Below are 26,990 nucleotides of genomic sequence, written 5' to 3'. Positions count from 1 at the left end.
TCATCAGTAAAATCCAGTGGATGTAAGCGGTAACTCATGAGACGACTTGTTTTTATAACCTCTTTTTTATTTGCTAGCGGGCTTGCCAATGCCACGGCGTTAGTCACCACTGTCGCCACTGCGGCTCCAGTCGAAGTGCCGGACACCATGGCGGAGCGGGTAAAACCCTGCATTGTTTGCCACGGTCTGGAAGATAAAAAAGGGCGAGGGGACTATTACCCGCGTATCGTGGGCAAACCAGAAGGCTATTTGTTCAATCAGTTGCGCAATTTCCGGGATGGCCGGCGCTATTACCGGCCTATGGCCTTGCTGCTTTCGAACATGACAGACTCATATCTTGTGGAAATGGCTGCCTATTTTTCCGCGCTTAAACAGCCTTACCCGCCACCAGAACGCATGGTTTCATCGCCTGCAGAAATCAGGCTGGCTCAAAAGCTCATCGATCAGGGAGATCCTGCGCGAAAAATTCCGGCATGCACCGAATGCCACGGTAAAGAGTTAATGGGTACGGCACCATTTATTCCCGGTTTGTTGGGCCTTCCGCGCGTCTACATGGTGGCCCAGTTCGGCGCCTGGAAGAACGGTGGATTAATACGAGGGCAAACAGCGGACTGCATGTCGGAAATCGCAAAACAGCTTACTACCGACGAGACGAATGCTGTTGCAGCATGGCTGGCAGCGCAGCCCGTTCCGCAGAACGGTAGCCCTGCCACCGCTCTTTCCATCGAGATGACAAAGCGTTGTGGAAGCCTCGTTCATGAAGGCACAGTTCGGTGAAACTGCACGTTATTGTCGTGACTATTACATGCCTGCTTGGTTTGGCAGCTTTTGCGACTCTATCTGGTTCAGATTTTTCATTTGAATTGATAGGTGCGACGGCCACAGAAAAGGAAGCAAGGCCTGAAACGATTATATCTGCGGAGCAGCAGCGTGCCCGTGGCGCTTATCTTGCGCGAGCAGCTAATTGCGTGGGATGCCATACAGCCCAGAGTGGTCGACCTTATGCCGGTGGGCGAAGCCTATCCACGCCTTTCGGGACATTTATCACGACTAATATCACGCCCGATAAGGCAACCGGTATCGGCGACTGGAATGAGGAAGATTTCTGGAAGGCGATGCACGAGGGCAAATCACGCGATGGTCGTCCCTTGTATCCGGCCTTTCCCTATACCGAATACACAAAAGTCACACGCGAGGACTCCAACGCCATTTTCAGCCATCTTCAATCGCTTGCACCCGTGGCCCAACATAATCCGCCTAATCGGGTCAATTTTCCCTACGATTTTCAGCCACTGTTGAGTCTCTGGCGCGCCGTTTATTTCAAGCCCGGCATTTATCAGCCGGACCTTTCGAAAAGCGACGAATGGAACCGCGGCGCTTACCTGGTGCAGGGACTCGGGCATTGCAGCGCTTGTCACACGGAACGCAATCCCCTTGCCAGCATGAGGAGTGCCGCGGGGGAAACTACTCTGGGGGGAGGGCAGATCATGGGCTCCAACTGGTATGCCCCATCGTTAAGCTCGAGTGCGGAAGCAGGCTCGGCGGACTGGCCGGTGGGAGACATTGTGCAGTTACTCGTCACTGGTGTTTCACCGCGAGCGACTACGTCAGGTCCTATGGCGGAAGTTGTGGGGCAAAGCCTTCAGCACCTGACAAAGGAAGACGCACATGCAATGGCGGTTTATCTGAAATCATTACGCGAGACCAAGGCACGCTCCCGAGCAAGCGCTCCTGCTCCTACCGAGGAAGTGCAGAATTGGTTGCGGCAGGGCGCCAGGATCTACAAACAACATTGTCAGGATTGTCATGGGGCCTCGGGGCAAGGCGCACCCGGCATCTATCCACCTTTGGCGGGTAACCGCGCTGTCACCATGACTCCCCCGATTAACGTGATTCGCAGCGTTCTCAATGGGGGTTATCCGCCAGTTACCGCGGGTAACCCGCATCCTTACGGCATGCCGCCATTCGCACAGGCTCTACATGATGGCGAGGTCGCGCTGGTTTTGTCGTATATCCGCAACGCATGGGGTAATCGTGCCAGCCTGATTACGGCAGCTCAAGTCGACAAGAGCCGGGAAGGCATACATTGATATACGATTCGAATCAACGGCCGTACCTCTGAATTTTATAGTAGAGGCTCATCCGCCGGGTCTATGATCGGATCTCCTGGCGTTGGATCGGGATCATACGGCCGAGGGTCTACAGGCTTCTCCGGATCCCTTCTTGGTTTGTCAGGATCGATGGGGCGAGGAGGGTCTTCTACAGGTTTGTCGGGAGAGCGGTCAGGATGGGGTCGGGGGCCATTGGGCCTCTCCGGCTTACCCGGTCCATTCGGTCCATCCGGTCCATTCGGCCGGTTTTGAGAATAATATTTTGTCATGGTGTACTCGCCCAGTAAAATACACTTGAATCGCCGCCAGCCCTGGGGGACCGGCGGCGCTGAAGGCCTACGTCAAGGTTTCAGTGGAGTACGCGTTTCAGCTGACCGCGTATTTCTCCACTCTTATGCGCATCGCTATGCACATTAATGTACAGGTTTCCTGCCTTGAAGGCATCGTATTGCGCATCAGTCAACTGTGCGTCACTTGGAACCGACCACTCGTTGTCAGCAGTCTTTTTGAGCGTAATGATATCAGGGCCATTTTTGCCTACTGCTCCCTCGTGAATATGCGCCCCGGTGCCTTTTATATCGGACGTGGTGATCTTGCCTTTGACAGATTTATTGTCCTCGACCGTTATGGCGCCGCTGCCGGACGCGGAGGTTTGGACCGGTGGCACTTCCTGGTCCCCACTCAGATTCACCTTGATTTCACCCGCGGTCGCTAGTCCTGCGCCTCCAGTCAGAGTCAGTGCGCCAGCAATCAATGCAGCAATAGCCAGGGAGAATCGGGATTTTTGAACAATTGTGTTCATTTAGTTTGCCTCCTTCAGAATGATAAATTATGGATTATGATGGCTCCTTGACTGGTTCCATTCGCGTCCGCTTCTATTAGTTGCGCTGTCGTGTCTGCGAATGGTGAAGCCAATTCTTGTTATTTTATTTTGCCTTCAAGGATGAGTCCGTACGGTAGCGTACGTAAGTTATCAATTCTCATTCACGTTATACCCGATTTCAGAGATCAGGATTGGGAGCTCGATAAGGCTTAAAATACAAGCTGTGCATATTGAAACTTCGTGCAGGAAAGCTCCGCTTCCCGATAGACGCTGTCCGGCGTGAGCGCTGTTCGGGGGATGACCGTGAAAGGCGCACGGTATGCCTTATTTCTGCTTATACCCAGCTTCGAGTTGGTCGGAGTAGCTTTTCAGGAAAAATGAAGAAAAAGAGGCCATTGATGCAATGGCCTACTTAAATAATAAACTGAGTAGGGGTACGCGGAAATTATATGATGAGTAGTGTCTAAGGCTGCTGGACAGGCATCCCGCTGTTTTTCCAGACCGCTCTTCTCATGTTGGTTTTCGAGATTACGGTGGAGTTCAGCGATGTGCGAACCATAATCAAAGGAATGGCTTTATTGATGACTATCAAGCGTCTATTTAACGGGGATAGGATTTCCGTGCCCCACGGGAACAGCACTAATACTGTTTTGGGGACTTCCTTCTATCAATTTATCGGAATAGGTAAGATAGATAAGCGTGTTGCGCATGGAGTCGATCACTCTGACCACGTGCAGACGCTTGAATAAAATAGACATGCGTTCAGTAAACACGTCTTCTTGCCTGGGGAGTTTTTCCAGAAACCGGACCGATTCAGCCACCTGCCGGCAGGCAATGGATGCCTCCGCTCTATCCTCCGCCAATCCCACGGTGCCTTTGACGCCGCCGGTCCTTGCGCGCGAAACGTAGCAAGTCACTCCCTGTACCTTGGGATCGTCATATGCTTCTATCACCACGCGATCATCCTTTCCCAGCCACCGGAAGGCGGTATCCACTTCACCGATCAGTTCTGCTTTTGCCATCGTGCAGAACGTTGTCATAACCAGTATTCTCGCTGTAAATCTTATTACCGACATTCTTCCTCCATTGTTAAATTCTCGATCAATATGGACGAGTCGAACGGCTGAGCTGGACGACGTAGTGTTCATGTCCTATTTCGAGGTCTTCGCCCATATGCATTTTTCCATTTCTATTATGCGGGCTGCCCGCGCTAAATTCACTTTTTGAAACCCACAGTTCAGCCCCGCAAATCGCGGCAAGCGGTTCATGGTACAACACCGATTGAAATTCCGCGCTTACTTGAAATTCCAAAGCCATTGCGATAGTGCGAAACTCTCGATAAGCTTCAAAGTAAGGATGACTAAATTCGACGAATCCCCGTCATTAAATCTTTGAGAGAAAGCGGCAGACAAAATGAACATCAGGATCAAACGGGTTTATGAGCCATCAGACAAAGAAGATGGAACGCGCATCCTGGTCGACAGGCTCTGGCCTCGAGGTTTGACAAAGGCAAAAGCTGATGTTCACCTCTGGCTGAAGGAAATCGCCCCCAGCACCGAACTCCGAAAGTGGTTCGGTCATGATACCGATAAGTGGGTGGAGTTCAAGAAGCGTTACCGGGCCGAACTCAAGGAGAACGATGAGCAGGTCGCGCTGCTTAAGGAAAAAATAAAGAACGAAGTTGTCACGCTGGTATACGGCGCAAGGGACGAAGCGCATAACGAAGCTATCGTTCTTCAAGAGTTCCTGCGCCGCTAGACTTTCCGATGAGAAAAAGTTGAGACAACCGCCGGTACAGACCCGGCGCTTCCCAAACCAACTACCTCCGAGCGCAGGCTATCAGTTTTCTTCCAGCAATCGGAATCTCCATCCTCGTATTCAATGCTTCGAGGTCCTCAGGTGGCGAGTGGTGGTGAGCAGAGCGAATGGTCGCAATCGAGGCGAGCGGGGGCTGGACCGTTTTTTGGTGCAGAAGCCGTAGAATCCACAAATTCTATATATTGCGCAGGCGAAAGGCCACTTGGGATATCACCCTGAATTAGCAACGTGTTTATGATTATTTTTTTCTAGCCCATCGTTTTTATTATTGTAGACTACGAAGATTGACTCAGCAGAACCGGTGTGGAAGCAGCTCGGGATATGCCGGACAGCAAGATTGACGCAGGGTGAAGCCGGCGCGTGCGATTACGAAATCGACATCATGCGGCATCTGTCTTTTTCAGGATAGAGCGACATGTACAAACAACACTTTAAAACCCGGTTTTGATCGATCTTGATGACTAAACTTCAAATCACGTTCGCCACTGTTCTGTTAAATCTGTTTCTTGGCGGCCCGGTTCTGGCCGAGGAAGATAAACAGGCCAGGAGCGATAAAACGCCAACTTCGCATCCTGTCAGACAAGTCATGGACCCTCTCGACAAAAATATAGCGATCAATATACAGAATGATGGTGAACAAATTATTGTGGATGCGAGCTTTATCGTTCCGGTTGTGCCCCAGGAGGCATGGGCGGTATTGACCGATTTCGACAATATACCCAAGTTCAATTCCAGCGTTCTGTCCAGTAAAGTCATCGACAGAACAGGCAACAATGTCCATGTTTCGCAAAAAGGTGTCACCAAATATGGTTTCTTCACCTTTTCGTTCGAATCTGTACGGGAAATAAATTTGCTTCCTTTCAAGAAAATTGAGGAACGCATGATCAGCGGCAGCATGCGCCAAATGGAGGAGACGACACAGCTATTGCCGGAAGGAAATCAAACTCGCATCAGCTACCATGCTGTATTTGTACCCGGTGTTTGGGTTCCACCCGGGGTAGCGAAGGTTTTCATAAAGCGAGAAGCGCAGGATCAATTTCACGTAATAGTAAATGAGATAATCAGAAGAAAGCAGATGAACGTCGCCAGCCAATAATGCAAGACGTAATGTGTTATATGGTTATGCAATGGGCATACCTGGGTCTCCATTGAAGGAATCAGAGCTGTGATACTCGCAAAACAACTGGCGAGACGGGTTGGGCCGCAGCTAAATGGGAGATGCCGCTACGGCGATTAATTCAAAAACGCCCTTAACGGAGACAGCTTGTTCGCGCGCCTCAAGGCTTGCCTGTGGCGTCGCGCGGCGTTTGAGCCGGTGGTTCGGGGGCCGGTTGCTGTAACAAGCGGGGAACCTCGGCTACCTTCTCCCTTATTTCGTTGGGCGCCTTATTGGATTCTCTATCCGATGCTATATCCTTTTGCCCGGTTTTATGCAACTGGTAGGCCTGGATCAGCAGCGAAACGCCTATCCAGCCGGCGAGCAGGGAGAAAGGGATCACCATCAGTAGTGGCTGCAGCAATGCAAGTGCAGTCAGACCTAATAAGGTAGCGCCGCCAAACAACATGATTTTTGCTTCGGCTGCGCCGAGCACGAGCCGACTGGTAATTGCGGCCCCCACAGTATTGCCCACGCGAATGGCCCCCGCCGTCAAGCGGCTGGCACTTCCAGGCCTGGGGCCCCCCTTATTCCCGTGACGTAAACTGACTACGGAATCGGACTGCGCCACCGGACGAACACGGTTCTTTTCGCTGAGTACGATTTCAGTCGCATTATTCAAATCCTGCAGGTACATTTGTTCCATTTCCTGCGCAAAGTCGTGATTTTCGACCACTACATCGAGTTCCCAATTGCCTAGCCAGCTGGACATGTTGAGGTTGCTTGAACCCACGCGCGCCCACCGGCCATCGGCCACAGCGGTCTTTGCATGTAACATTGACCCGTTCCACTCGAACACGCGCACGCCGGCTTCCAGCAAGGGGCGATAACCGGTACGCGAAATCGGCCGCAGGAATTTGAGGTCACCGCTCGAACCTGGAACCAGTAGTCGGACATCTACGCCATCCATTGCAGCGCCCCTCAGCGCTTGCATATAGCTAGTGGTACCGACAAAATATGCATCGGTGAGCCAGAGCGTTTTCTGGGCTAATACCGTAATCAGCTGTTCGAGCCGGTATAGTCCGGCGGTGGCGGCAACGTTACCCAAAACCCTCAAATCGACTACACCCGTGAGGGGGATCGAGCCCCTGTCCGGAAGATCATCCGCTGGCATCTCGCCCCCGGTCTCGGCCCAGGCGCGGGAAAAAGAATGTACCACATCGGCTACGACTGGACCGCGTATCTCAATACCCGTATCACGCCATGGCGGAATACCTCGTTCGGGATAACCTCTCCACATTTCTCCGACACATAATCCGCTGACAAACGCGACGCGGTTATCCACGCTGAGCGATTTCCGATGAAGCCGGCTCAGCCAGGCCAGCGGACTGTCGAAGCGCAAGGGGTTGAAGCAGCGCACCTCGACGCCGCTACCACTCAATCGCCGCCAGAAGCTGTTGGATGTTTGTGTCAGGCAGCCGAGCCAGTCGTAGAGCACTCTTACCCTGACGCCTTCCTTTGCTTTTGTAATAAGCGCATCGGCAAACTGCTGGCCAATACCATCATCGCGAATAATATAGTTTTCGAAATGAATGTTCTTTTTCGCTGAATGGATCGCTTCAAGCCACGCGGGGTAATTCTCGCTTGCATCCTTTAGAAGGCGGATGCTGTTGCCATGTACGAGAGGGGCGCCTGCCGCGCGGGAAAACGCTTGTGCCGCCAGAATGCGCGTTGCATGGGTTGCTTCACGCGGATACTCTGTCAGCTTGACTTTGGCCATACGATTATCGCTTTACGTTTTCGTGATTACGCAGCAAAATGGATCAAAATATATTCCAACTTCAATGTCAGTCCGGGTTTTTGTTCAGTCCGTTACTTCCTCGCCAAACTTCGAGTCGATATAGCAGCGCATTGCGGCAATCAGTGGGGTAAGTCCCTTTTGCCGGTTTCTGCCCGATCGCATATACGCGGTGCAGTGCTCCGAACCCGCTTCTAGACTATGACTGAGATTTATTCCTTCCCTTTCGATAATAGGCCCTCCCTGAGCCCAATCAACGGATGGTTCCCAGCGGACATGATCGATGACACAGTGCGAATCAATAACGTGCACTTCCGCTGCACCATTGGCTTTCGCCACCCAATAATCGAGCAATTCGTCTTTAAGCTCGGATACTTTCATGATTTTTCTCCTTATGATACTTCCGCCACATGGACGCTTCCGTTGCCTGCGACCGACATGACAAATTGCGGAATAAGGGAAATACGCGGCGCTCCTTCCAGTTTAGAATCGGAGAATTACCTTTAGTTTATCATGGGTATATTTTTTTCAAGCCGACCAGGCTTCAAAACGCTCCAAACGCTGCCCTCGTCACCCTCGCCGCAGCAGCACGTGTACTAAATACTCCGCAGTATAACCCGCGTGCACCATGACGAATGTTTGCGACCGCACAGACCTCAGGTCATATTCACCTAGTATTATGGATATACTTTGGCGGGTGCCCGGCATACAAAAAATCTGGTGTTTTACCAAGTTCTCTGGGGGATGGTTATGAAAGCAAAGACATTGCTCTGTTTAGGAATGCTTGTACTGGTAACTCCAGCCTTGTCTGGGTGTTGGCTGCTCGCAGCGGGAGGTGCGGGGGCGTATGGAGGCTATAAGGCGAAAGAGGAGGGCTACACGCTGCAGAATCCAGTCAAAAAGGAGAGGTCCAGCGAACAGCAGGAGGTGGACTGAAAGAATCATGGAGAGCGCTGGAATTTCACTTCGACCCGTGAGAATGCAGTTCATCGTTTTCGTCGGCGCGATTCCGCCATACCCCCACCCACGCTTCAAAATCGTCTGCGATCATCGGCCAGGCATAGAGGTAGCCCTGACCTTCCTTGCATAAGACGCTTTGCAGAAATTCTGCCTGCGCCTGGGTTTCCACACCTTCGGCGATAATGCGCAAGCCGAGATTGAGCCCCATTGCCACAATGGCTGCAGCGATGGCTTCCGCGTCGGTGTTGCCGGGCAAATCGCGAACGAAGGACCGATCAATCTTCAATCGGTCGACGGTGAATTGCCGGAGATATGACAGACTTGAATAGCCAGTGCCAAAATCATCGATGGCGACCTTTACGCCAAGCCTGTCCAGTTCCCGTAATTTCTCCAGATTGGGTTCCACCCCCTGCATCACCACGCTTTCGGTGAGTTCCAGTTCCAGGCTGGCTGGCAATAAGCCAGATTCCTCGAGCGCATGCGCAACTGTATTCACGAAGTCGGTTTGACGGAACTGCACCGCGGAAACATTGACTGAGATGCAGCCGTCCAGCAATCGACAGTCGCGCCACAACTGCGCTTGCCGGCAGGATTCGCGCAAAGCCCACTCCCCGATCGCGAGAATCAAACCCGTATCCTCGGCGACGGGAATAAATCGAACCGGCGAAATTAGCCCACGCGCCGGATGCCGCCAGCGCATCAGCACTTCAACACCAATAATGCGCTCCGTGGCAAGCTCGATCTGCGGTTGGTACACCAGGAACATTTCACCACGCTCAACCGCACCTCGCAGATCGCGTTCAAGGCTCAGCCGTTCGATGGCGCGCGCCGTCATGTCATCGGAGTAGAATTGATAGCGGTTGCGGCCGGCTTCCTTGGCTGTGTACATAGAGGCGTCAGCATTGCGCAACAGGATATTGGGTTCAGTGCCGTTATCCGGATAGATACAAATACCGATGCTTGCGGTCAGCAGCAGTTCGTGTTCTTCGATGCAGTAAGGATGCGCCAGGCCGGCGATGAGCTTTTCCGCGACGCGTGCGGCGTCCTCTGTTGTTTCGATCTCACTCAAGAGAACAACAAATTCATCGCCTCCTACCCGGCTTACCGTATCGACGCTCCGAACCGAGGTTTGCATGCGTTCCGCAACGGCTTTCAGCAAGTGGTCGCCGATATCATGGCCCAGCGAATCATTGATTGGCTTGAAACGGTCGAGGTCCACGAAAAGGACAGCGAGACGGGTGGACTGCCGTGCGGCACGCTTAATGGCGACTTTCATACGATCCGCCAATAACGCGCGATTGGGAAGCCGGGTAAGGGAATCATAGTGCGCAAGATTCAGGATGCGCTGTTCGGATGCCTTGCGTTCGGTAATGTCACGCGCAAGAACAATGAAACGAGGCTCCAGTCCAGGATCGAGGCGTTTACGCGACACGGAAAGCTCGAACCACAACTTGCCTTCTCCTTCGGAACGCTCCAGTTCCAATTGCCTGCCGGATGAAAGGCCCTTTGCCTGCGCTTCCTGCAGCGCCGACATGATGACATCTGTCGCGCCGGGGGAAAGGACGTCCGAAACTTTTTTACCAACCAGTTCTTCAAGACGCGCAGCCGGTGAATCAGTGCGGCGGGCAGTGTGGCAGGCATGGACGCAACCGTCCGTATCGAGCTCGAACAGCAGATCGGGGATGGCGTCCAGGGTGGCCTGCAATTGGCTCCTCGCAGCCAGAATTTCGGTTTTTTGGCGTTCCTGCTCGGTAATGTCGCGGATCATGGCGACAAAGTAGTCCACTCTACCGTCGTCCCTGCGCACGCATTTGACGTCGATATTGGCCAGGACAATTGATCCGTCCTCGCGGATGAAGCGCTGATTCATTCCATAACCTTCAGAATCGCCACGCATGACTCGTTCGAACTCCGCGGTGTCTTTCTCGATATCCGCAGGATGAATCATTTCAACCCAGGTTTTTTTGGCAAGATCCTCGCGCGAATAGCCGAGCATCTCGCATAGCTGATCATTAAAACGCAGCCAGCGCCTAGGGTCGGGGGAGGTGATTGCCATTCCGATGAATGGCAATTCATAAAAATACTTGAGGAGACGGTCCTGCTCGGCAGTGCGGACAATAAGCGCCAATTGGTGAGCACGGTGCTGCTGGCGCCATAACAACAATAAGGCTATGCTTACCGCAGCCATAGCGATCAGAATAACCACGCTGACCCAGAACACCAGCGTCCACAACTGAGCGAGTACTTCGCGTTGGTCAATTTTGGTGATGAGGCGCCAGTCGGTGCCAGCGACTGGACGGTAAGCAACAAAGACCGGCTCACCGCGATAATCCATTCCGGTCGCTGTCCCGTGCCGTCCTTCATGCGCCGCAATGGCGCCTGGCAGGTCGTTTCTTGCCGCCAACGATTGATGCCGCGTGGCAGGTCCCCCGGAGTGGCGCCACTTGTTAAGGTAAGTAATTACTTCGCCCTCCTTGCGTATTAGCAGAGTTTCGGCGCTTGGGCTGCCGCCTGGCCATTTCTCGATCAACGGGACAAGGAATTGCGCTAGATTCGCGCGTAAAACCACAACTGCCACGGGTTCTTCACCCATCCCCTCAGGCACCAGAGGCACCACGATATCAAGCCATGCTTCTCCATTTTCATCCTTGAACAGATCGCTGCTCTGTATCTGGCGTGTACGCAAAGCAGCAGGCAACAACTCCGCGGTAATGGGCGGCAGTTCATGTTTCTCGCCCAAGGCCAGCAGAGACAGGCCTGCCGTATCCATCAGTAGCACAGACTCATAACTATAGGCTTGCCGAACGGCTTCCAGCCGGTTGCGAACGGGTTCTCGCAGTGTTTCATCTCTGTTACGCACCATGTTCGCTACGCGTCCGATGAATGCCTGACTCACCACTATTGCTTCTGCATCACCCTGGCGCTCGGCCAGCCAAAGTTGGAGCTGCTCCGCTTTAAGATCGACAATAGTTTGAAGATCCGCGTAGGCTCCCCGTTCGATCTCCGGTCCGTATACCTTGACAATGCCGATACTCACCAATGGCGCGACCATTGCCAATGAGAAAAACATCAGCACCAGCCGATTCAGAGGGAAGCGTCCGGAATCGGATCCCGGGACAATCGGTGGGATAAGCGTGTCCCGCCCCAACTTGAGTAGCATATAAAACATGCCACTACTGATTGCGACAAGAATCAGTTCCTTTGCCAGATAGGCACGGCTCCGCAACACCGGATCATCAAAGGTGAGCGAAATAAGATAGCCCGCAACTGTGATCCACAGCGTTGAAAAGGCGGCGTAGAGCAAGACGATGAGCCAAGGGTGGCGACTCATCATATAACGGTGGAGCGCAAAAGAAACTTTATCATCCGGATATAAAAAAAGTGGAGCGTTTTCAAGAGACGATAATGTTCCTGCTTTGGTTATGTTTGCCTATTTGATACCAATCACCAACCGGAAAAATGGCCAGGCTCCAGTGCAGCATAGTTGAGCATAAGAAGGCAGGGCTGTCTGTGTGATCGCTAACAATGCCTGATTTGCTTCGGAAATATTTGAAACACCCCCAAGAGTGCTTGCGGGAACTTGATCATCCATTCAACAGCAGCGGTAGCGCTGTTAAAACACCGCACCTTATGCAAGAGGCGCATCTTTTATATAATGCATGCTTCCGCGGAGGAACACCATGAAAAACCGGATTGTCGCTATTGCCTGCATTTTGCCTATGTCGCTCGTTTTGTCCGCTCTGTCAGAGCGCGCGAGCGCCGATGAAACCTGCCGTGAGATTCTTACAAGCGGCTTTTACGACCAGTATTCCAAAACCAACGCTCGGGTCAGAGACCGCGTGATGTACGCTGAGCTGTGCTCTTTAGACTACCGACAGGCCATGAATGCGATAAAGCAGACGCAGAAGTTCGGCAGCGATCGATCGCTCGGTCTATGGTATGGTCTCGTCAATCTGGACGACGGCGACCCTGAAACTGCGCCAACTCCGTTGGCCAACACCATTAGCGAAGAACGATTCAGTCAGTGGAAAGGCGGTTATTGCTCCAGGAACTCACCGGTTGAGTCTGCGCAGGCGGCAGAATTTCTCATGCATAAGATTGCGGATCGAAAGCCTGAGTTCGGGATATCCGCAGTAGAGGCTCAAGCCGCATGCCTGAAGAAGCGCCAGGGACTGACCTGTTGGGCCGAACCGGCCAAGTCGGATAGATCGGCTACGTCAGCCACGTCGGCCACGTCGCACACGTTGAACACAGCGCAAAGCGATGACATTCTGCTGAATGTCAATTGGAATAAGGCCGGACCCGTGCAATCGCAGGCACATCCCGAGGTTGAGTATTCCTTTTTGACAAGAGGCGCTGTCTCCAAATTTGCAGGTGCTCCACCCAAAAGGGCTTTACCGGTCGGCTATAAGTTAAGGCCGGGAACTTTGCAGATTCCTGTCACAAGGCCAGCGGATACAGGTGTATTCGCAAGTTTCAAGGTTACTCACGAGGGAACGGAACATAGCTGCAAGGTTTTTATCCCCGGGGAACGGGAATTTCAACTGTCAGAACCTTTCGTTAACCGATTGAAGATCAAGTATCCCGGATAAAAAAAGGATCATCGCCATCAAGGAACTGCAATGGAAGGGGCGGCTGCTGCTTCCGGCTGCAGCTCCGACTGCGGCTTCGACCGCAGCTTCCTCATCCGAGGATGAGGGGCGAAAGGAGAAGGTGGGGTGCAATAAGCGGCCGCATCGGTAATATGAAATATTCATATCTTCATGCCAGCGATGCTATCCCCGTCAGAATCTCGTCAAACCGTTGCACTCGGTAGTTTGGCGCAACCTCATCATAAGATTTGGCGCCCTGGTTGGAGTCAATGAAAATCGTCTTTATGCCGAGCAGGTTTGCTCCGTATGTATCCCGGAACATATCGTTACCTACGGAGATCACCTCTGAGGGCTCAAGGCCCATGCGCTCGAGCGCTTTTTTGAAAAGCCTTTGATCAGGCTTTCTGAAACCGTGGTGACTGGAAATGATGATCGGATTGAAATAACCGGTCAGGCCCACGGCGCGGATTTCCGGCAGCGCGTAGCAGGATTGGGCATCCGAGATAAGCGCGAGACGGTAACTTGCCTGCAGTTCATTCAATACTCTCTTTACGTCGGGATACAGCTGAAGGCGATTGCGGGAGACGCCACGGTAAATGTGCGCGACAACCTTGGCCAACTGCCCCCGGATAGCGTCCGAGCGAATTCCTTCCTGTATGAGGAACTCATTCCATATGGCCTCCACGTCAATTTCGGGGTGTTCCTCACCGCTCGCTTCTTTCTGCTGTTTCATGATTCGATAATAGCGTTCCCGTACTTCCCAGCGGTGCAGGTACACGCCATGATAGGTTAGATAGTGTGCAATGGTCCGGTAGATTTCATCCATTGATTCATCGGTCTCAATGTCGATCAGCGTGCCGTAGAGGTCGAACACTATTCCTTTTATCGTCATGATAATTTACCTCAATGTTTTCCTGGCTTCGTCCAGTAACTGGCGGCTATGACTTGCGTCAATCCAGGCGTTGCGCGCGATGCGCAGTAGCGTGAGCGCAGTGTAAAACGGCGTACGCCGGGTGATCGCAGCGAAAGCAGCGCCGCGGTCCGGAAAATGACAGGCATACTCCCACAGGAAGTGCCCGATAAAAGGCTCTGCCAGCCATTTGTCACCGGCTTGTTCCATAAAGAAGTGCTGGAGTTCGCCGACTACACGTCCCAGATCAAACGCCCTGTCTGAAGATTTCATCTGCTCGAGATCGATGACGATCACCCAGAGACCGTCTCCAAAGAGGATATTGGCTGGCGTCACATCACTGTGGACAAGGACTTGCCGGTCTTCCCACATGCAGGCTTTCCCTCGCCACCGATCCTTGTGTTGATGGAACTCCCGAACCTCGCCCCATTCAGCCCTTCCGGCATTTGTTAATTGTTCAAGAATGCGAGCGAAGTATTCACATTCTTTATTGAAGTCCACCTTGCTGTCGTGCGCGGTGCGGTTGTGCAGAGTGGCGAGAAAATATGCCAGTGCGGTCAGTTTTTGGAAAAGAGCGTCCCGTGCGCCTTTTCGGATCGCCTCGACGATGAAATGCATGAGAGGCGCGCCGTAACAGAATTCCTCAACCAGTACCTTGTTAAGGCTTGCGTTTCGTCCGAGTGGCCGCGCAACGTAATGCGGGTAGCCGGTAAAACCCAAATCACGCAGATGGTTTAAATTGTTGAACTCCCGTTCCATGTGGCGCAAGGCTGTCTCAGAGTCGAGGCCTCGGACGCCGCCAAAAAATTTCCCGATAATCCGCGTCTGGCTGTACTTTTCTTCATAGAGGTAGACATTGTTGGAAGCCGGGAGCTGGAAAACCCGAAAGTTGGGGGAATCTACCCTAACATTCAGCTGGGGAATAATATCGTCACGGAGGTATGCATAAAAAGGGTCATCCGTCGATAGATGGCCGAGGTATTCCATGGTTTATTGATAGCAGCAGCCATGAAAATTCTCAAGGTCATGCATTCAGGGAATCTCGTAAAAAAATCCCCTTTCCTTTCCCCTTACGCTGTAGATCGAAGTTCAGGTTCCATAACTGGCGCATAACCCCATAACCCTTAACCTCTGATTACGAGATCGAATACGGCGACCATAAACTCAGGTTCCTCCGGCGCCGGTGAGCGCAGCTTTACAATAAGCGCTTCCGGATTGAGTGCGCTCTGGAGAAACGCATCCTTTTCATTGTACGGATCTCCTTCGAAGTACATCTGCGTTACCAGTTCGTCGTGACGGCCTCTCACATCGAAATGGATGTGTGCTGGCCGGATTCCGATGGTTCCTGCGGGATAATGTAACGGTTTTATTGTTTTGAACCGATAGAGGCCATCGGCACCGGTGGTTATCGCGCCAAAGCCCTGGAAGTTGGGATCCAGCGGTGCCGGGTTTGTATCGTCGGGATGGGCATAACGACCAGCTGCATTGGCTTGCCAAATTTCAATTTCCGCCCCCGCCACCGGCTCTCCGGAAGGATCCCGCAGATGCCCCGTGATAATGAGAGGCTGTCCCTTAGCGCGGCCGGACCCGCCTGGCACCCGGGTCAGGTCTCCACTGCGATCAGGCTTGCTCATGATGGGGTAAAACGGGCCCAGGATCTGGTCTTGGGTCCGATTCAGCGCGGTCTTCGCAAAAACCGCGGCCGGCGGTAACAAGCCTACGGCGAGCAACGCCGCTGATGCCTTTAATACCGTACGGCGGCCCAACGCCGCACGTCGATTTTGCGGTCCATTATCAACGCTCATGGCCGAGATCCATTTTCAGTATGTCCGGGTTTTACTTCCAATCGGCCCATGTGTCACCTTTATAAGTTCTTCCATACTAAATTACATTAGTACAGAATATGCGAATTTACCAGCTAAACTGATGCTGATGCTGATGCTGATGCTGATGCTGATGCTGATGCTGATGCGCTGGGCCCGGTATTCATATTCCCGGCACAGGCAATCAGCTTTTCCCCAGGTCCCGGTATTCATATTTTGACGCTGCTTTTACTTTCAGGGCGGCGAGAGACTCAAGAGCTGGATCCGGGGTTTGTTTTGGAGTGACCCAGGTGGCAGGCGATGTCCACAAGTAGACCCAACGCGGATGTCATTGTCGTAGGCGGCGGACCGGCCGGTGCGATATGCGCCCTCATGCTCGCTCGCGGGGGCGCCCGTGTCAGCCTCCTGCATTGGGGCGGCTACGCCACTGAGGGCATCGAGCTTGTGTCTGGTCGCGCGCGACGCATTATTGAAAAACATTGTTTTGACTTCTTCATCCAGGCAGCGCCTGGAGTAGAAATCCACGAAACCGTATCGCTTTGGAATACGCATAAGCCTGTTACATTTAACGCCATGTTTAATCCTTGGGGTCCGGGCATGGCGGTAGAGCGTCCGCTCTTTGACGGCGCACTGCGCAATCTGGCCTCTGCCGCAGGCGTATCGATCACTGCGGACGCCAAGGTGGTGGGAATTGAACGCACGGGTGATGGATGGCGGCTCCTGATGCGCTCGACGGAAACCTCCTCAGGCGATACGGATGCGGAAAGGAGTTCGATAGGGACGCGTTTTCTAGTTCTTGCTACCGGACGTGTGGCGACACAGTTTCTCGACCGATCGTCAGTGGCCGAATCCTCTCAAATTGCTTTGATGACATCGCTGCCGGCGCGAGGTGCCGAGCCTGCCTGTGCACCAGCGTTGGGACCCCCTGATGCCCTCTATATCGAGGCCACGGGTAACGGTTGGTGGTATGCCTTACCCGCCGCGGATGGCGATTACTTCGCCGGTTTTTGTGTTGACCGTAGTGAGCTCAAGCAGCGGCGGACGCCGTTGAAGGATTTTTTTTTCCAGGAGTTGCAACGCACTTGTCTACTCTCTCCTCTACTGTCAGGCACGGCAAGCATCGCGCCAATATGCGGTCGTACCGCTGGCGCCATAACGTTCAACCGAGCGGCGGGAAACGGTTGGATTGCCGTCGGCGATGCTGCTTTTGCATCAGATCCTCTCAGTGGCATGGGAATCGAATGGGCAATTGAATCGGCCCAGCTTGGCGCTCATGCGCTGCTGGAGGCAATGCAAGGGAAAATGCAACGCGGGTCATCTGCAGTTTTTGCGGAATATGACGATGCAGTGAGCGCGCACGCCACGCGACATGGTAAAGCAGCAGCTCAGCATTATGGGTGGCTGCAGGAGTCGAAGTACAAGTAGGGTATAGCAAAAAAGCGGGCAAAAAAAACACTATTCCCCGGATATCCTGCTTGCCTGGGCGGGGCAGCGGGCCTGGCTTCGAGGCTTGCTTTCAGGCTTTGTCCGGGATGCGAAGTCAATCACAAGCCGTCCATCATTATCCCGCTACCCCCGTAAATACCCGAACTAACGACCAAAGCGAGATGAGTTGAGTTTCACGTCGGCGCGCGCCCAGGATTTCCTGAAACGCGCTTCTATGAGACCTGATTCGTACTCTTTCTTCTGTGCACGCAATGCCTGCAACAGCCCATAAAGCGCCCAGCCGTTATCACGGTTCCGTTGCAGGTCTTCCCAGTAAACCGTCTCTGCTTCGGCCGGACGTCCCGCCTCAAGCAAGATGGCGCCTAGCGCAAGCCTTGGCGGATAGTGCCATTCCAAAGGCTCTGTATATACCAGTGCATCCTCGAGGCGAACCGCACGCTCGAGGTGAGCGATGGCGGAATCGAATTGTCCGTGTGCAGCGGCGATTTCGCCGGCCAGAACCTCAGGCGCGATCTGCAGTACGGTGCGCGGGGTATTTTTCGAAAAGAGCGCACCGTCAAGCGAAGGATCTTTCATGATCTCGCGCAGGGCTTCCAGTTCCTGCTCGGCTTGGCGGATCTTTGCGGTCGCTACGAATGCCAGACCGCGCACGTGATGCCAGCTGCCCCTCAGAAATGCATTCGTGGAGGGTGGCGCCGGCTCTTCGAGAATCCCCTCCCAGTGTCCGAACCGTGCCAGCGCCCAATATGGAACCATACGGAATACTGCGGTCAGCGGCATCTCTTTCAGCACTGCATCATCTATCTTGGCGGCAAGCTCTCGCGCTGATTTGATCGCAATTTTGCTTTGGCCCCCTGCCGTAGCAGCGAACCAGAGAAAGTGGATGTTATGCGGATAGTACGCCATCGGGTACAGCCCCTGGGCGCGGCACTGCGTGATGTAATCCTCGTCAGCCGCGATTGCCAGTTGGTTGCTCCTCATTGCGTCCGCATACCGTCCAACCCGTTGATAGATGTGCGATGACATATGTATCATATGTCCCGCAGCCGGCATCAGAGTCAGCAGGGTATCGGCTGCCTTCTCGGCAAGCTCGGGCGTGGCCGTCGGTTCGATGAGGTGAATGTACATATGCAGCGCGGCAGGATGGGTCGGGTATCGGCGCATCACGTCCTCGGTGAGGGCCACAATTTCAGCCGTTCCCTCATGTGGCCGGCCATCAGGCATCCAGTAGCCCCAGGGACGGAGATCCATCATCGACTCCACATAAAGCATTGCAATGTCGGGATCCTCCGGAAAACGCTGGTGTACGTCCCGCATTGCGTCCGCGTACGCCTTGTTGTTTGCCATACGGTGCTCGGTCTTGCCAGAATAGCGTTTTTCGAGGGCGCGGATAAGCGCCTGCTCTCTCGGCGATGCCTTAGTCATAAGCAACCGGGCCTGCCGCACCATCTCGTAAGCCTGGGGTTCCTCGTTTGGTTCCATCATCGCGTTGATGTTGGGGCCCAGCACGAGCGCCTGTCCCCAATAAGCCATCGCCAGCGTGGGGTCGAGCCTTGCGGCTTCCCGGAATGCGCGTCGTGCTTCAGCATGGTTGAAGCCGTAGGCGAGATTAAGTCCCTGGTTGAAAAATAGCTGTGCTTGTTTGTTCCGGGTGCTGACCGGGAATGTATGAGGACCGAGATCCTGCAGCCTGGGTGCGAGTTGGCCGGCCGGTCCTGGCTGCTCCGCCATATCGGAGGCCTCATAATGTTTGTGGCCGGCTCCGTGTACCGCGGAGCGTTTGGATTCAACGAGCGCCTTTTCTTTGGCGGGTGCTTCTTCGCCAAGCTGAGCGGATGAGCAGGGGACGCTTGCGGCAGCGAGCGCCAGCCCTGCCAACCAGAAATTAAGCGCATGGAATTGCATTACACACCTCCTGTAAAAAGACTTAATTTAACGAGCAGCCGGATATTTCTTCCTGCTCGGATCAATCGTTAATTCTCTGCAGTCGTCGGGTCAATCACGGATTTGAAATACGATTAGCGGGAAATCCGCCCTGTTCAGCATGCGCTCTGACGGCGGCTTCGTCGGGCGCGATATAGATGCAGTAGATTTTGTCGTCTGTCACATAGCTTTCCAGCCATTGGATTCGTTGACCCATATCACTCAGTACGGCGCATGATTTCTGGGAAATGATCTGTAGATCAGGCGTGGTAAATGAACCTGCTCCCGGGATATCGCGTTCGATAATATATTTAGGCATTCAAATTTCCTCATTAATTTAAAAATGACCGGTCGTATTTATACGAGATAAAAAACTATGCTCTGAAAAACTCCCCTAATAACTGATTACAACACTGTTTGACCGGCGCGGAGGATTTTTCTATTTTCATCCTCAGTAACGCGCCCTGCCAACTATTCAACAATAGATCGGCCATGTCTTCGGCTGATTTATCCAACCTCACAGTGCCTTGTTGTTGCGCCTTGGCCAACCCGGACTGAAGCAGATTCCGATACCGGTTGACTGCTGATTGAAGCGATTTTTGGCAAACCTCGCTGGTATCACCTATTTCTCCCATCAGATTGCCCAGCAAGCAACCGCCTTTGAACTGATTCTTTTCAAGCTCGGCAATGAGTTCGGTGAAGTAAAGTTGTATTGCACTAAGCGCATCAGTCTCGGATTGCTGCAAATGAGCGGCCAGTTGCGTAATAAACGGATCGATGTAGTGTTGAATGACTTCCGCGCCAAAATTTTCTTTGCTGCCAAAGTAATTGTAAAAAGAGCCCTTGGGAATATTGACCGCATCCAGAATTTCCTGCAGCCCCGTACCATGGTAACCTTGCCCCATGAGCGTGGTTACCCCCTGATTCAATAGATTTTCTCTATTTATTTCCTTCTTTATCGATTTAGGCATGTGCAAATAATACGACCGGTTGTCTTGTTTTGTCAAATGGAAAAACTGCGAGCATCGGGCGGATATTATCAGCTGGCGGGAGGGGTCGAGCGCCGTTCGGTGTTTAGCTGGATGCACCCGCGCCCGTTGTTGCCGACTTGGGGCGCCAGAAGTGAATCAAGCCCCCGGCAAGTCCCGCAAGGCCTACCACCAGTAGCAGAAAACCCCAGCCGGTTCCGCCATTGCCGGTATGGACATAATCCCCGGCTTTTCTTACATCCAGTGGAATAGTAACCAGATTACCTGTATTCCCCGAGGCGTCGTCGCCAACCAACAGCACACGATACCTGCCCAGCGGCTCCAGGTTGACCACAAGCGGAATGTTTCCGGAAGTGTATTCCACGGCCGGCACCGACAATACCTCGCGTTCTTCCCCGTTTTCTATTTTCATCAGCCTCACTGCCAGCGGCATCTCGCGAAATTCTGATGCCAGTATATCTATTACCAGATTCAGGGCGCCGGCCGGGACAGGAGAGCAAAACGGAGGGTAGGATGGATGATCGCCATCCGGTACAACATATGCATTGAAGCCGACAGGGAATGCGCCCGTCTGGACGATACACGCGCCCCCGGAGATGGACTCTTTTTGTGTCGCGTGATTGTCGGGGCGATGGAGCTGAAGGGCTTCGGTTTGCTGGGCATGGGTGGCCGGCGAAAATGCGAGAGTTATCAGTATCGCGTAGCCGAAGTAGAGCACCGAGCGAAAAAGCTGTTGGGTCATGTGTCTACTCCTGTTTTCTAACAATATGGGGTGAAGCTGCATTACATTCTTGCAAATACAGCGGAAAGCAGATCAGATATGAAAGCAGATTTGATTAGCGGCAAGTTGGACTGCCGTTGTTTTGCCCAAAGGCAGAGAGTATCGTATAACCATACTCTGATTATGGTATTCACGCAACGGCCATACCAGCGCACGGTGCCACAGACTTGCAAGCTTCCAGGCTCTCAAACGCATCATCACGTCAACTGGCGCAAGCGTGTAACATCATCGCGCACTCTACTGTCCTCTTTCGATCCCGCTGCATGGGAAAACGCGCTTGAACTTTCGGCCGCCAATAGCACCTCCGACCCCCTGACACCTCGATTATCTCGTGAAATATTTGAGTAGTCCATTCTTCCTCTTGGAATATTAGACAGAGCCGAGTACGATTCACGCTCGGTGTTTTAATTATTGAATTTGCTTGCCGCAAGTGCTGAAGTTGGCTGTGCCGCGGGCATCCGGCGATACTAAGGGGTGGGATCGCAGGCCGGTGTAGGGATATAATTTATGTGAAAGCGCATTCGTCGGACTGCTACATACGGCAAAGGAGCATGGACGCCCACGCAGGTGGCGTAGCTTTGGAAGTGGGGGAGACAGGAGAGAGCGGGAGACGAACGTTGGATGCGGCAGTTCATCTTAATTCTCTAATCAGGAACCGCCCGATAAGCGAAGATATCAAGCATAATCTTTTCTGCTAGGAATCAGCCCCTCAGCAACATAGCAGCATGACAGAAAAATGAGAAATGCCGGATTGGATTGGGGTTACGAGTCAAGCACGGCAGTCAAGCACTTTCTTTAAAAAATATCGCGGCTTCGTCTCTTTTTCTTACCGGTATTTTTTCAACATTTGTCAAATGCGTTTGGTTGTTCGACTGGAAATGTTTTACCATTTTTTGCCGAAAAGCCGCCGATCTGTGGTCGAACAAGGTAAAAGCAATGCCGAACACATCTTGATCATGATGTTTTTTCATTTTTCAGCCCCTTAAGGGAATAATTAAAAAGCAGACTAAGCCATTGCGCAATCGGCGACTCTCCCGCATACCAATAGGGCTGGTTAAGGGTTCTTTAAGGCAGTTCTTCAAGGTGGTAATGATTTTTCAGTTCTTCCAAAATTTACTACCGCATTCCGGCACTTGCCATGTGGTCAGCGTAAAACAAGACTTTTACAATATTATGAAAAGCTTCATTTCGAATTGCGCACATTGTCACGGGAGGAACCGCCTTTCGTTTGTGCGGAACCGAACGGAAGCTCCATTAGTTACGTGGCATTTACAGTATTGGCGTTTCTACCGAGATTAGCCATTGTCCGGCGGAGCGCGCGGGGAGATGCGTTATATTGCTATCGACATACTGTTTAACCCGCACTCTGCTGGAAAGATGAATAAGAATGCCGGCAGGAAAAATAACAAATCGGCTTTACTTCCCCTCGCAGCTTAATTCGGCGTACCTGAAAATTATGCGTAATTGCCATTCCTGAATGTATCCGGCTAATATTTTCCTATCCATTGAAGTTCCGGATTGCTTTCGCTCTTATCGAACTTTGGGAATTTACCCCGGTTTATGAGAAACAGGATCAGTTCGCGCCTATCCAGCAGTAGTCAGCAATTGGCAGATGGGCATGAGCAGCCATGGTATCGGTCACGCAGATTCAGCATTTTCAGTTTGGCGTTTTTAATCAGCGCCGCTATCAGCCTGGCTTATATCTACAGTCAGCCGGCCGTTTATCGTAGCAGTGCAACCTTGCTGACCTCGGCGATGACGGCCATAGACCGTGAAAGCAGCGATGCGGATATTCAGCACGTGGCTATTCAACGACAGATTTTTTTAGGGCATGAGATCGCTGCCGAGACTGTGTCGCGACTCAAGGCCTCGCCTGCGGGTAAATTTCTATCCCAGTTGACGGCACCGGATATTCAGAATTTATTGAATGTCGAGCCGGTCTCGGAAACCAATCTCGTCGAAATAGTGGCGGAGGGTACCGATCCGAAATTTTTGCCGCTGCTCATCAATACCTGGATCGATGTGTACCTCGATGCAAGGGCTGAAGAAGTCAAAAAATTGACAAGCAATACGAAGCGTATTGTCGAGGACGAGCTGGAAGGACTCGCTGACAAAGTAGATTCCGCCAGGGTAGCCCTGGAGACGTTCAGACGAAATCATGATATCTCTTCTACCCAACGCGAAGAAAATGAAGCAGCCGCCCGGCTTAGAGGCCTGAATGAGTCGCTCAACAAAGCCAGCGAGGAAGAAGTCAAGGCGAAATCGAAGCTGGACTCTATCAGAGTGGCTATTGCCCGAGGAAAAGCGGTGGTGCCTGACGACGAAAAGGGCAGCTTGGTTGATCTCGAAACGCGATTGCAGGATTTGCGCGAGAAACTCGCGGAATTCGACAAAAAATTCACCCGCGAATATTTAAACCTGCAACCCGATTTGAAATCTATTCCGGAGCAGATCAAGGAACTGGAAGCTGCGGTAAATAATAAGCGTCGGTATGGTCAAAACGTGGTATTGGCAGATGCGGAAATGGCTTATGCCGCTGCACAACAAACCGCCAGCGGCATTCGAGCCCAACTGGACTCACACAAAAAGCAGGCGTTCGCTTTCACATCGAAATTTGCCGAACACGACGCCTTAAAAACCGATCTGGAGGGTTTGGAAACACTCTATCGTGACGCGCAGGAGCGATTGGTCCAGGTCAAAACCGGCCGCAAGGATAAATATCCGCAGGTAACCGTCATTAACCGGGCTTACGAATCCATCAAGCCGGTGAGACCTGACTATAACCGTGAAGCTTTGATAGCGATAGCGGGTTCTTTACTGTTGGGGCTCCTCAGCGTGTGGATTTTCGAGTATTTGACTCAGAAGAAAGAACAGCAGCCATCTATTGCGATTTTCGGTGTACAGAATTATCCGGCGCCGGCCGCGAAATTGATCGATCATCCTCATACTGCGCTCGGTACTGCGGCCGGCTCACTGGAACAGAAAACAAACAATACCCTTGCGAGTCCGGCGGCTCCCCCGCATAGAGAACTTTCCAGCCATCAGTTAAGGGCTTTGATCAGCGCTTCGAACCTTAAAGGAAAACAACTGATCGGGTTATTGCTCAGCGGCATGAATATTGATGAGGCGGCCTCTTTAACACCGGATCAAATCAATCTGCCAGCGGGAACCATCAACCTGGGGGGAGTGTCGCCGAGAATCATTCCTCTGAACAATTCGCTTAAATTCCTCTTCATGCAGTCGGATGGTCACCCATTATGGAATGCGGACGATCCTGGAACGCGTATCGATCTATCGGCTGCATTAGTCTGTGCAGCGGTCGACTCGGGCTTGCCTGATTCCCAGGAAATTACTGCTGAAGCGATTCGACATAGCTATATCGCTTATCTTGTACGTCAAGGGCTGCGGTTGTCGGATCTTGAACAAATTGTGGGCTACCTGGAGCCTTCGGCTATTTCCAGCTACAGCGCCTATTCACCGCCACAACAAGGCCGTCATATTCACGAGATCGAGTTAGTTCATCCTGCATTGATTAACACAATCTGATGGCAGGGTGCGCACAATTCGATCTCTTGAGCCAGCGTACCAATTGCCGGCCCGCAGTCGCGTCAAAAGATCGGGCGCAGGCCCCGCACGGCCACAATAGGCCAGCGCTTGTAGAAACTTAAGGACGCGGATCAGGCAAACGGACCGGCCCAGGTCATCCAGCCAAGGTCACCCGGCCATGATCGTCACAGTGATCATCGTGAGGGTAATGGAGGTGTCCATCGACAAGATAGTCGATATGGTTGCCGTGGGGGACTCTTTCATGCCCGCAATCAGGCCCATGCATATGCTCCTGCTGATGTCCAGCGCATTTGTGCGCAGGCGTGCAACTGTCCGGATTAGTCTCCGTTATGTCGAGTACATGTTCATCGATATGGCTGCCGTGCTGGTGATGCAGATGGCCATCGTGCAGATAATCGACATGGCCGTCATGCACAATACCTGTGTGGTCGCACTCCGTCCCATGGGTATGAGTATGATTTTCGTGCTGTGGCAGGATACAATTAGTCATTTTCGCTCTCCTTATCAATAAAACCTGGATTAATGCATAGGCGCCTGCATACAGAGCAATAAGAAAATCCAGTGGTATCGACTCTAACCTTGGTCCCGCGCCGTGTTAAAGCCGGATTGGGCCGAATCAGCCAGATCAATTGGCTCAGCAGTGTCGCCTGCGATATCCAGTATATTAAACTACGGGTTTGACACATTCTGTTACGTCCAGTTCCTTAGCGTCACGAACAGGTCAAAGCAGTTTCAGCCGCAGGCGGGGGCCGAGAGTGGTGATTGAGTTTATCTGCATCCGTCCCGGTATTGAATGGGAGTATGGGGTTGAAGAGAGCCCAGGTTTGGCAAGCAAGGAAAATATCAGCATGGAAATGAAAGCACACAAAAAAGCACATACAAAACAAGCGCACTTGCAGGGGAATTTGATAATAGTCGGGTTTGGCAGCATAGGCCAAGCCATGCTCAGGCTGTTGTTTCAAAACATTGAAGTACGCCCGGATCGGATCAGAATAATTTCCGGCGATGAGAATGGCGAGGATATTGCCAGAGAATTCGGCGTTGCATTCACCCCCCATATGCTGACCGAGGAAAATTACCTTGCCGTGCTCGAGCCATGCCTGAGCAAGGGAGATTTCCTGCTTAATCTCTCAGTGGATGTTTCCAGCTTGGCGCTTATGGAACTGTGCTGGCGGCGTGGTTCTCTCTACCTCGATACTTGCATCGAACCATGGTCGGGTGGATACACCGACAAGTCGATTTCGGTATCATTGCGGTCCAATTACGCCCTTCGCGAAAAAGCCCTCGCTTTTGCTCGCGAAAAGCCAGGAGGGCCAACAGCCCTCCTGGCACACGGCGCCAATCCGGGGCTTGCATCGACGTTTGTCAAGCAGGCACTGCTTAATATTGCTGCCGATAGCGGTTTGAGCGTAAAAAAACCAACAAACTCTGGAGAATGGGCGGAGTTGGCGTCTCGCCTTGAAATAAAAGCTATTCATGTCGCGGAGCGGGATACACAGAATACCGCACGGCGTAAACAGTCTAACGAATTCGTCAATACCTGGTCGGTAGATGGGTTTGTCGGCGAAAGCCTTCAGCCTTCGGAGCTGGGGTGGGGCAGTCATGAGCGTCATTGGCCGGCGGACGGGGCACGTCACGGATTTGGCTGTGATGCAGCAATTTACCTTAACCGGCCTGGGGCAGCTACTCGAGTGCGCAGTTGGGTGCCATTCAGCGGTTCTTACCATGGTTTTCTGATTACGCATGGTGAATCCATTTCCATAGCGGATCATCTTACTTTGAAAGAAAACGGAAAGGTGATCTACCGCCCGACAGTGCATTACGCATATCATCCGTGTGATGATGCTGTGCTTTCCGTCCACGAATTGGCAGGCAGAAACTGGCGTTTGCAGTCCAACAAGCGAATCCTCCGGGATGAGATAGTGGATGGGGTGGATGAGTTGGGTGTGCTGCTCATGGGGAACGCCAAGGGCGCCTACTGGTACGGATCACACTTGTCTATCCAGGAAGCGCGACGACTCGCGCCGTATAACAATGCGACCAGTTTGCAGGTCGTGGCCGGAGTGCTGGCTGGCATGGTATGGGTGCTTCAAAATCCCAATGCGGGCGTGGTCGAGCCCGACGACATAGACCATGAGGTTATTCTGGAAATCGCGCGGCCTTATCTTGGAGAACTGGTGGCCTTATTTACCGATTGGACGCCGCTACGTGATAGAGGATGGCTATTCAGCGAGGACGTGGATTGGGATGACCCCTGGCAGTTCAAGAATATCCGGGTGATGTGAGGGTTGAGGGTCATGGACGTTTTTGGCTGCGGGATTGTGCGCTGGTTCGTGCACGGGCTGCAGAACCC

General features: G+C 52.6%; 23 protein-coding genes. 10 read left to right on the top strand and 13 right to left on the bottom strand.

Going from position 1 to position 26,990, the window contains the following annotated elements:
- Positions 1-36 precede the first annotated feature (36 nt).
- Positions 37-777 (top strand): cytochrome c4, encoded by a 741-nt coding sequence (locus CRO05_RS11400; protein ID WP_235001413.1) that lies wholly within the window; start codon positions 37-39, stop codon positions 775-777.
- Complete coding sequence (locus CRO05_RS11395) at positions 774-2,090, top strand: cytochrome c (protein WP_235001412.1); 1,317 nt, start codon at positions 774-776, stop codon at positions 2,088-2,090. The genes CRO05_RS11400 and CRO05_RS11395 overlap by 4 nt, the downstream gene beginning before the upstream one ends.
- Before the next feature lie 370 nt (positions 2,091-2,460).
- Here the strand turns inward: CRO05_RS11395 and CRO05_RS11390 are convergent, their stop codons facing one another.
- The gene (locus tag CRO05_RS11390) at positions 2,461-2,913 is read right to left on the bottom strand and encodes a CHRD domain-containing protein (protein ID WP_097067291.1); all 453 of its coding nucleotides are present in this window, start codon (positions 2,911-2,913) and stop codon (positions 2,461-2,463) included.
- Positions 2,914-3,530: 617 nt separating this feature from the next.
- Positions 3,531-4,001, bottom strand: a complete 471-nt coding sequence (locus CRO05_RS11385) for a CreA family protein (protein ID WP_369831634.1) — start codon at positions 3,999-4,001, stop codon at positions 3,531-3,533.
- 346 nt (positions 4,002-4,347) lie between these two features.
- Here CRO05_RS11385 and CRO05_RS11375 point away from each other — a divergent pair, with 346 nt between their 5' ends.
- Positions 4,348-4,692 carry a DUF488 domain-containing protein gene (locus CRO05_RS11375; RefSeq protein WP_097067288.1) on the top strand — a complete coding sequence of 115 codons (345 nt, stop codon included), beginning with the start codon at positions 4,348-4,350 and terminating at the stop codon, positions 4,690-4,692.
- A 517-nt stretch (positions 4,693-5,209) separates the two neighbouring features.
- On the top strand, positions 5,210-5,848 hold the full coding sequence (locus CRO05_RS11370) for an SRPBCC family protein (RefSeq protein WP_097067287.1): 639 nt from the start codon (positions 5,210-5,212) through the stop codon (positions 5,846-5,848).
- Positions 5,849-6,029: 181 nt separating this feature from the next.
- On the opposite strand, the gene CRO05_RS11365 is transcribed toward CRO05_RS11370, so the two are convergent.
- Together CRO05_RS11365 and CRO05_RS11360 are read right to left on the bottom strand one after the other, a co-directional pair.
- Positions 6,030-7,628: a phosphatidylserine/phosphatidylglycerophosphate/cardiolipin synthase family protein gene (locus CRO05_RS11365; RefSeq protein WP_097067286.1), complete on the bottom strand. Its 1,599-nt coding sequence runs from the start codon at positions 7,626-7,628 to the stop codon at positions 6,030-6,032.
- Between the two features lie 84 nt (positions 7,629-7,712).
- Positions 7,713-8,027, bottom strand: a complete 315-nt coding sequence (locus CRO05_RS11360; RefSeq protein WP_097067285.1) for a phage protein NinX family protein — start codon at positions 8,025-8,027, stop codon at positions 7,713-7,715.
- Positions 8,028-8,396: 369 nt separating this feature from the next.
- On the opposite strand from CRO05_RS11360, the gene CRO05_RS11355 reads away from it, so the two are divergent.
- Positions 8,397-8,582, top strand: coding sequence for a hypothetical protein (locus tag CRO05_RS11355; protein WP_097067946.1), 186 nt, complete (start codon positions 8,397-8,399; stop codon positions 8,580-8,582).
- A 25-nt stretch (positions 8,583-8,607) separates the two neighbouring features.
- On the opposite strand, the gene CRO05_RS11350 is transcribed toward CRO05_RS11355, so the two are convergent.
- Complete coding sequence (locus tag CRO05_RS11350) at positions 8,608-11,910, bottom strand: EAL domain-containing protein (protein WP_235001410.1); 3,303 nt, start codon at positions 11,908-11,910, stop codon at positions 8,608-8,610.
- Positions 11,911-12,286: 376 nt separating this feature from the next.
- Between CRO05_RS11350 and CRO05_RS11345 the strand changes: the two genes are divergently transcribed.
- The gene (locus CRO05_RS11345; protein WP_097067283.1) at positions 12,287-13,198 is read left to right on the top strand and encodes a hypothetical protein; all 912 of its coding nucleotides are present in this window, start codon (positions 12,287-12,289) and stop codon (positions 13,196-13,198) included.
- A 169-nt stretch (positions 13,199-13,367) separates the two neighbouring features.
- On the opposite strand, the gene CRO05_RS11340 is transcribed toward CRO05_RS11345, so the two are convergent.
- The 3 genes from CRO05_RS11340 to CRO05_RS11330 all read right to left on the bottom strand — a co-directional run bounded on the left by CRO05_RS11340 (position 13,368) and on the right by CRO05_RS11330 (position 15,913).
- A complete protein-coding gene (locus CRO05_RS11340) occupies positions 13,368-14,090 on the bottom strand; it encodes an HAD family hydrolase (RefSeq protein WP_097067282.1) in 723 nt (240 codons plus the stop codon).
- Positions 14,091-14,096: 6 nt separating this feature from the next.
- Positions 14,097-15,095, bottom strand: coding sequence for an aminoglycoside phosphotransferase family protein (locus tag CRO05_RS11335; protein ID WP_097067281.1), 999 nt, complete (start codon positions 15,093-15,095; stop codon positions 14,097-14,099).
- A 137-nt stretch (positions 15,096-15,232) separates the two neighbouring features.
- A complete protein-coding gene (locus CRO05_RS11330; protein ID WP_097067280.1) occupies positions 15,233-15,913 on the bottom strand; it encodes a protocatechuate 3,4-dioxygenase in 681 nt (226 codons plus the stop codon).
- Positions 15,914-16,231: 318 nt separating this feature from the next.
- Here CRO05_RS11330 and CRO05_RS11325 point away from each other — a divergent pair, with 318 nt between their 5' ends.
- Positions 16,232-17,356 carry an NAD(P)/FAD-dependent oxidoreductase gene (locus CRO05_RS11325; protein WP_097067279.1) on the top strand — a complete coding sequence of 375 codons (1,125 nt, stop codon included), beginning with the start codon at positions 16,232-16,234 and terminating at the stop codon, positions 17,354-17,356.
- A 165-nt stretch (positions 17,357-17,521) separates the two neighbouring features.
- On the opposite strand, the gene CRO05_RS11320 is transcribed toward CRO05_RS11325, so the two are convergent.
- The 5 genes from CRO05_RS11320 to CRO05_RS11300 all read right to left on the bottom strand — a co-directional run bounded on the left by CRO05_RS11320 (position 17,522) and on the right by CRO05_RS11300 (position 22,041).
- Positions 17,522-19,282 (bottom strand): hypothetical protein, encoded by a 1,761-nt coding sequence (locus CRO05_RS11320; RefSeq protein ID WP_097067278.1) that lies wholly within the window; start codon positions 19,280-19,282, stop codon positions 17,522-17,524.
- Between the two features lie 94 nt (positions 19,283-19,376).
- Positions 19,377-19,619 carry a DUF4242 domain-containing protein gene (locus CRO05_RS11315; protein ID WP_235001409.1) on the bottom strand — a complete coding sequence of 81 codons (243 nt, stop codon included), beginning with the start codon at positions 19,617-19,619 and terminating at the stop codon, positions 19,377-19,379.
- Between the two features lie 55 nt (positions 19,620-19,674).
- Positions 19,675-20,271 (bottom strand): TetR family transcriptional regulator C-terminal domain-containing protein, encoded by a 597-nt coding sequence (locus tag CRO05_RS11310; RefSeq protein ID WP_097067277.1) that lies wholly within the window; start codon positions 20,269-20,271, stop codon positions 19,675-19,677.
- A gap of 103 nt (positions 20,272-20,374) precedes the next feature.
- A complete protein-coding gene (locus CRO05_RS11305) occupies positions 20,375-21,031 on the bottom strand; it encodes a hypothetical protein (RefSeq protein ID WP_097067276.1) in 657 nt (218 codons plus the stop codon).
- Positions 21,032-21,852: 821 nt separating this feature from the next.
- Positions 21,853-22,041, bottom strand: coding sequence for a hypothetical protein (locus CRO05_RS11300; RefSeq protein WP_097067275.1), 189 nt, complete (start codon positions 22,039-22,041; stop codon positions 21,853-21,855).
- 691 nt (positions 22,042-22,732) lie between these two features.
- Here CRO05_RS11300 and CRO05_RS11295 point away from each other — a divergent pair.
- From CRO05_RS11295 to CRO05_RS11285, 3 genes are all read left to right on the top strand, one after another.
- A complete protein-coding gene (locus tag CRO05_RS11295) occupies positions 22,733-24,616 on the top strand; it encodes an integrase (RefSeq protein WP_235001408.1) in 1,884 nt (627 codons plus the stop codon).
- 178 nt (positions 24,617-24,794) lie between these two features.
- Positions 24,795-25,148, top strand: a complete 354-nt coding sequence (locus CRO05_RS15565; protein WP_159462732.1) for a hypothetical protein — start codon at positions 24,795-24,797, stop codon at positions 25,146-25,148.
- A 337-nt stretch (positions 25,149-25,485) separates the two neighbouring features.
- A complete protein-coding gene (locus tag CRO05_RS11285) occupies positions 25,486-26,922 on the top strand; it encodes a homospermidine synthase (protein ID WP_097067945.1) in 1,437 nt (478 codons plus the stop codon).
- The last annotated feature ends 68 nt before the right edge of the window (positions 26,923-26,990 follow it).

Origin of the sequence: Nitrosovibrio sp. Nv4 (genome assembly GCF_900215485.1) — a bacterium.
In the GTDB taxonomy this organism is placed as follows: Bacteria; Pseudomonadota; Gammaproteobacteria; order Burkholderiales; family Nitrosomonadaceae; genus Nitrosospira.
The sequence above is the reverse complement of the archived record's forward strand: the minus strand, read 5'-3'. Positions and strand labels throughout refer to the sequence as shown.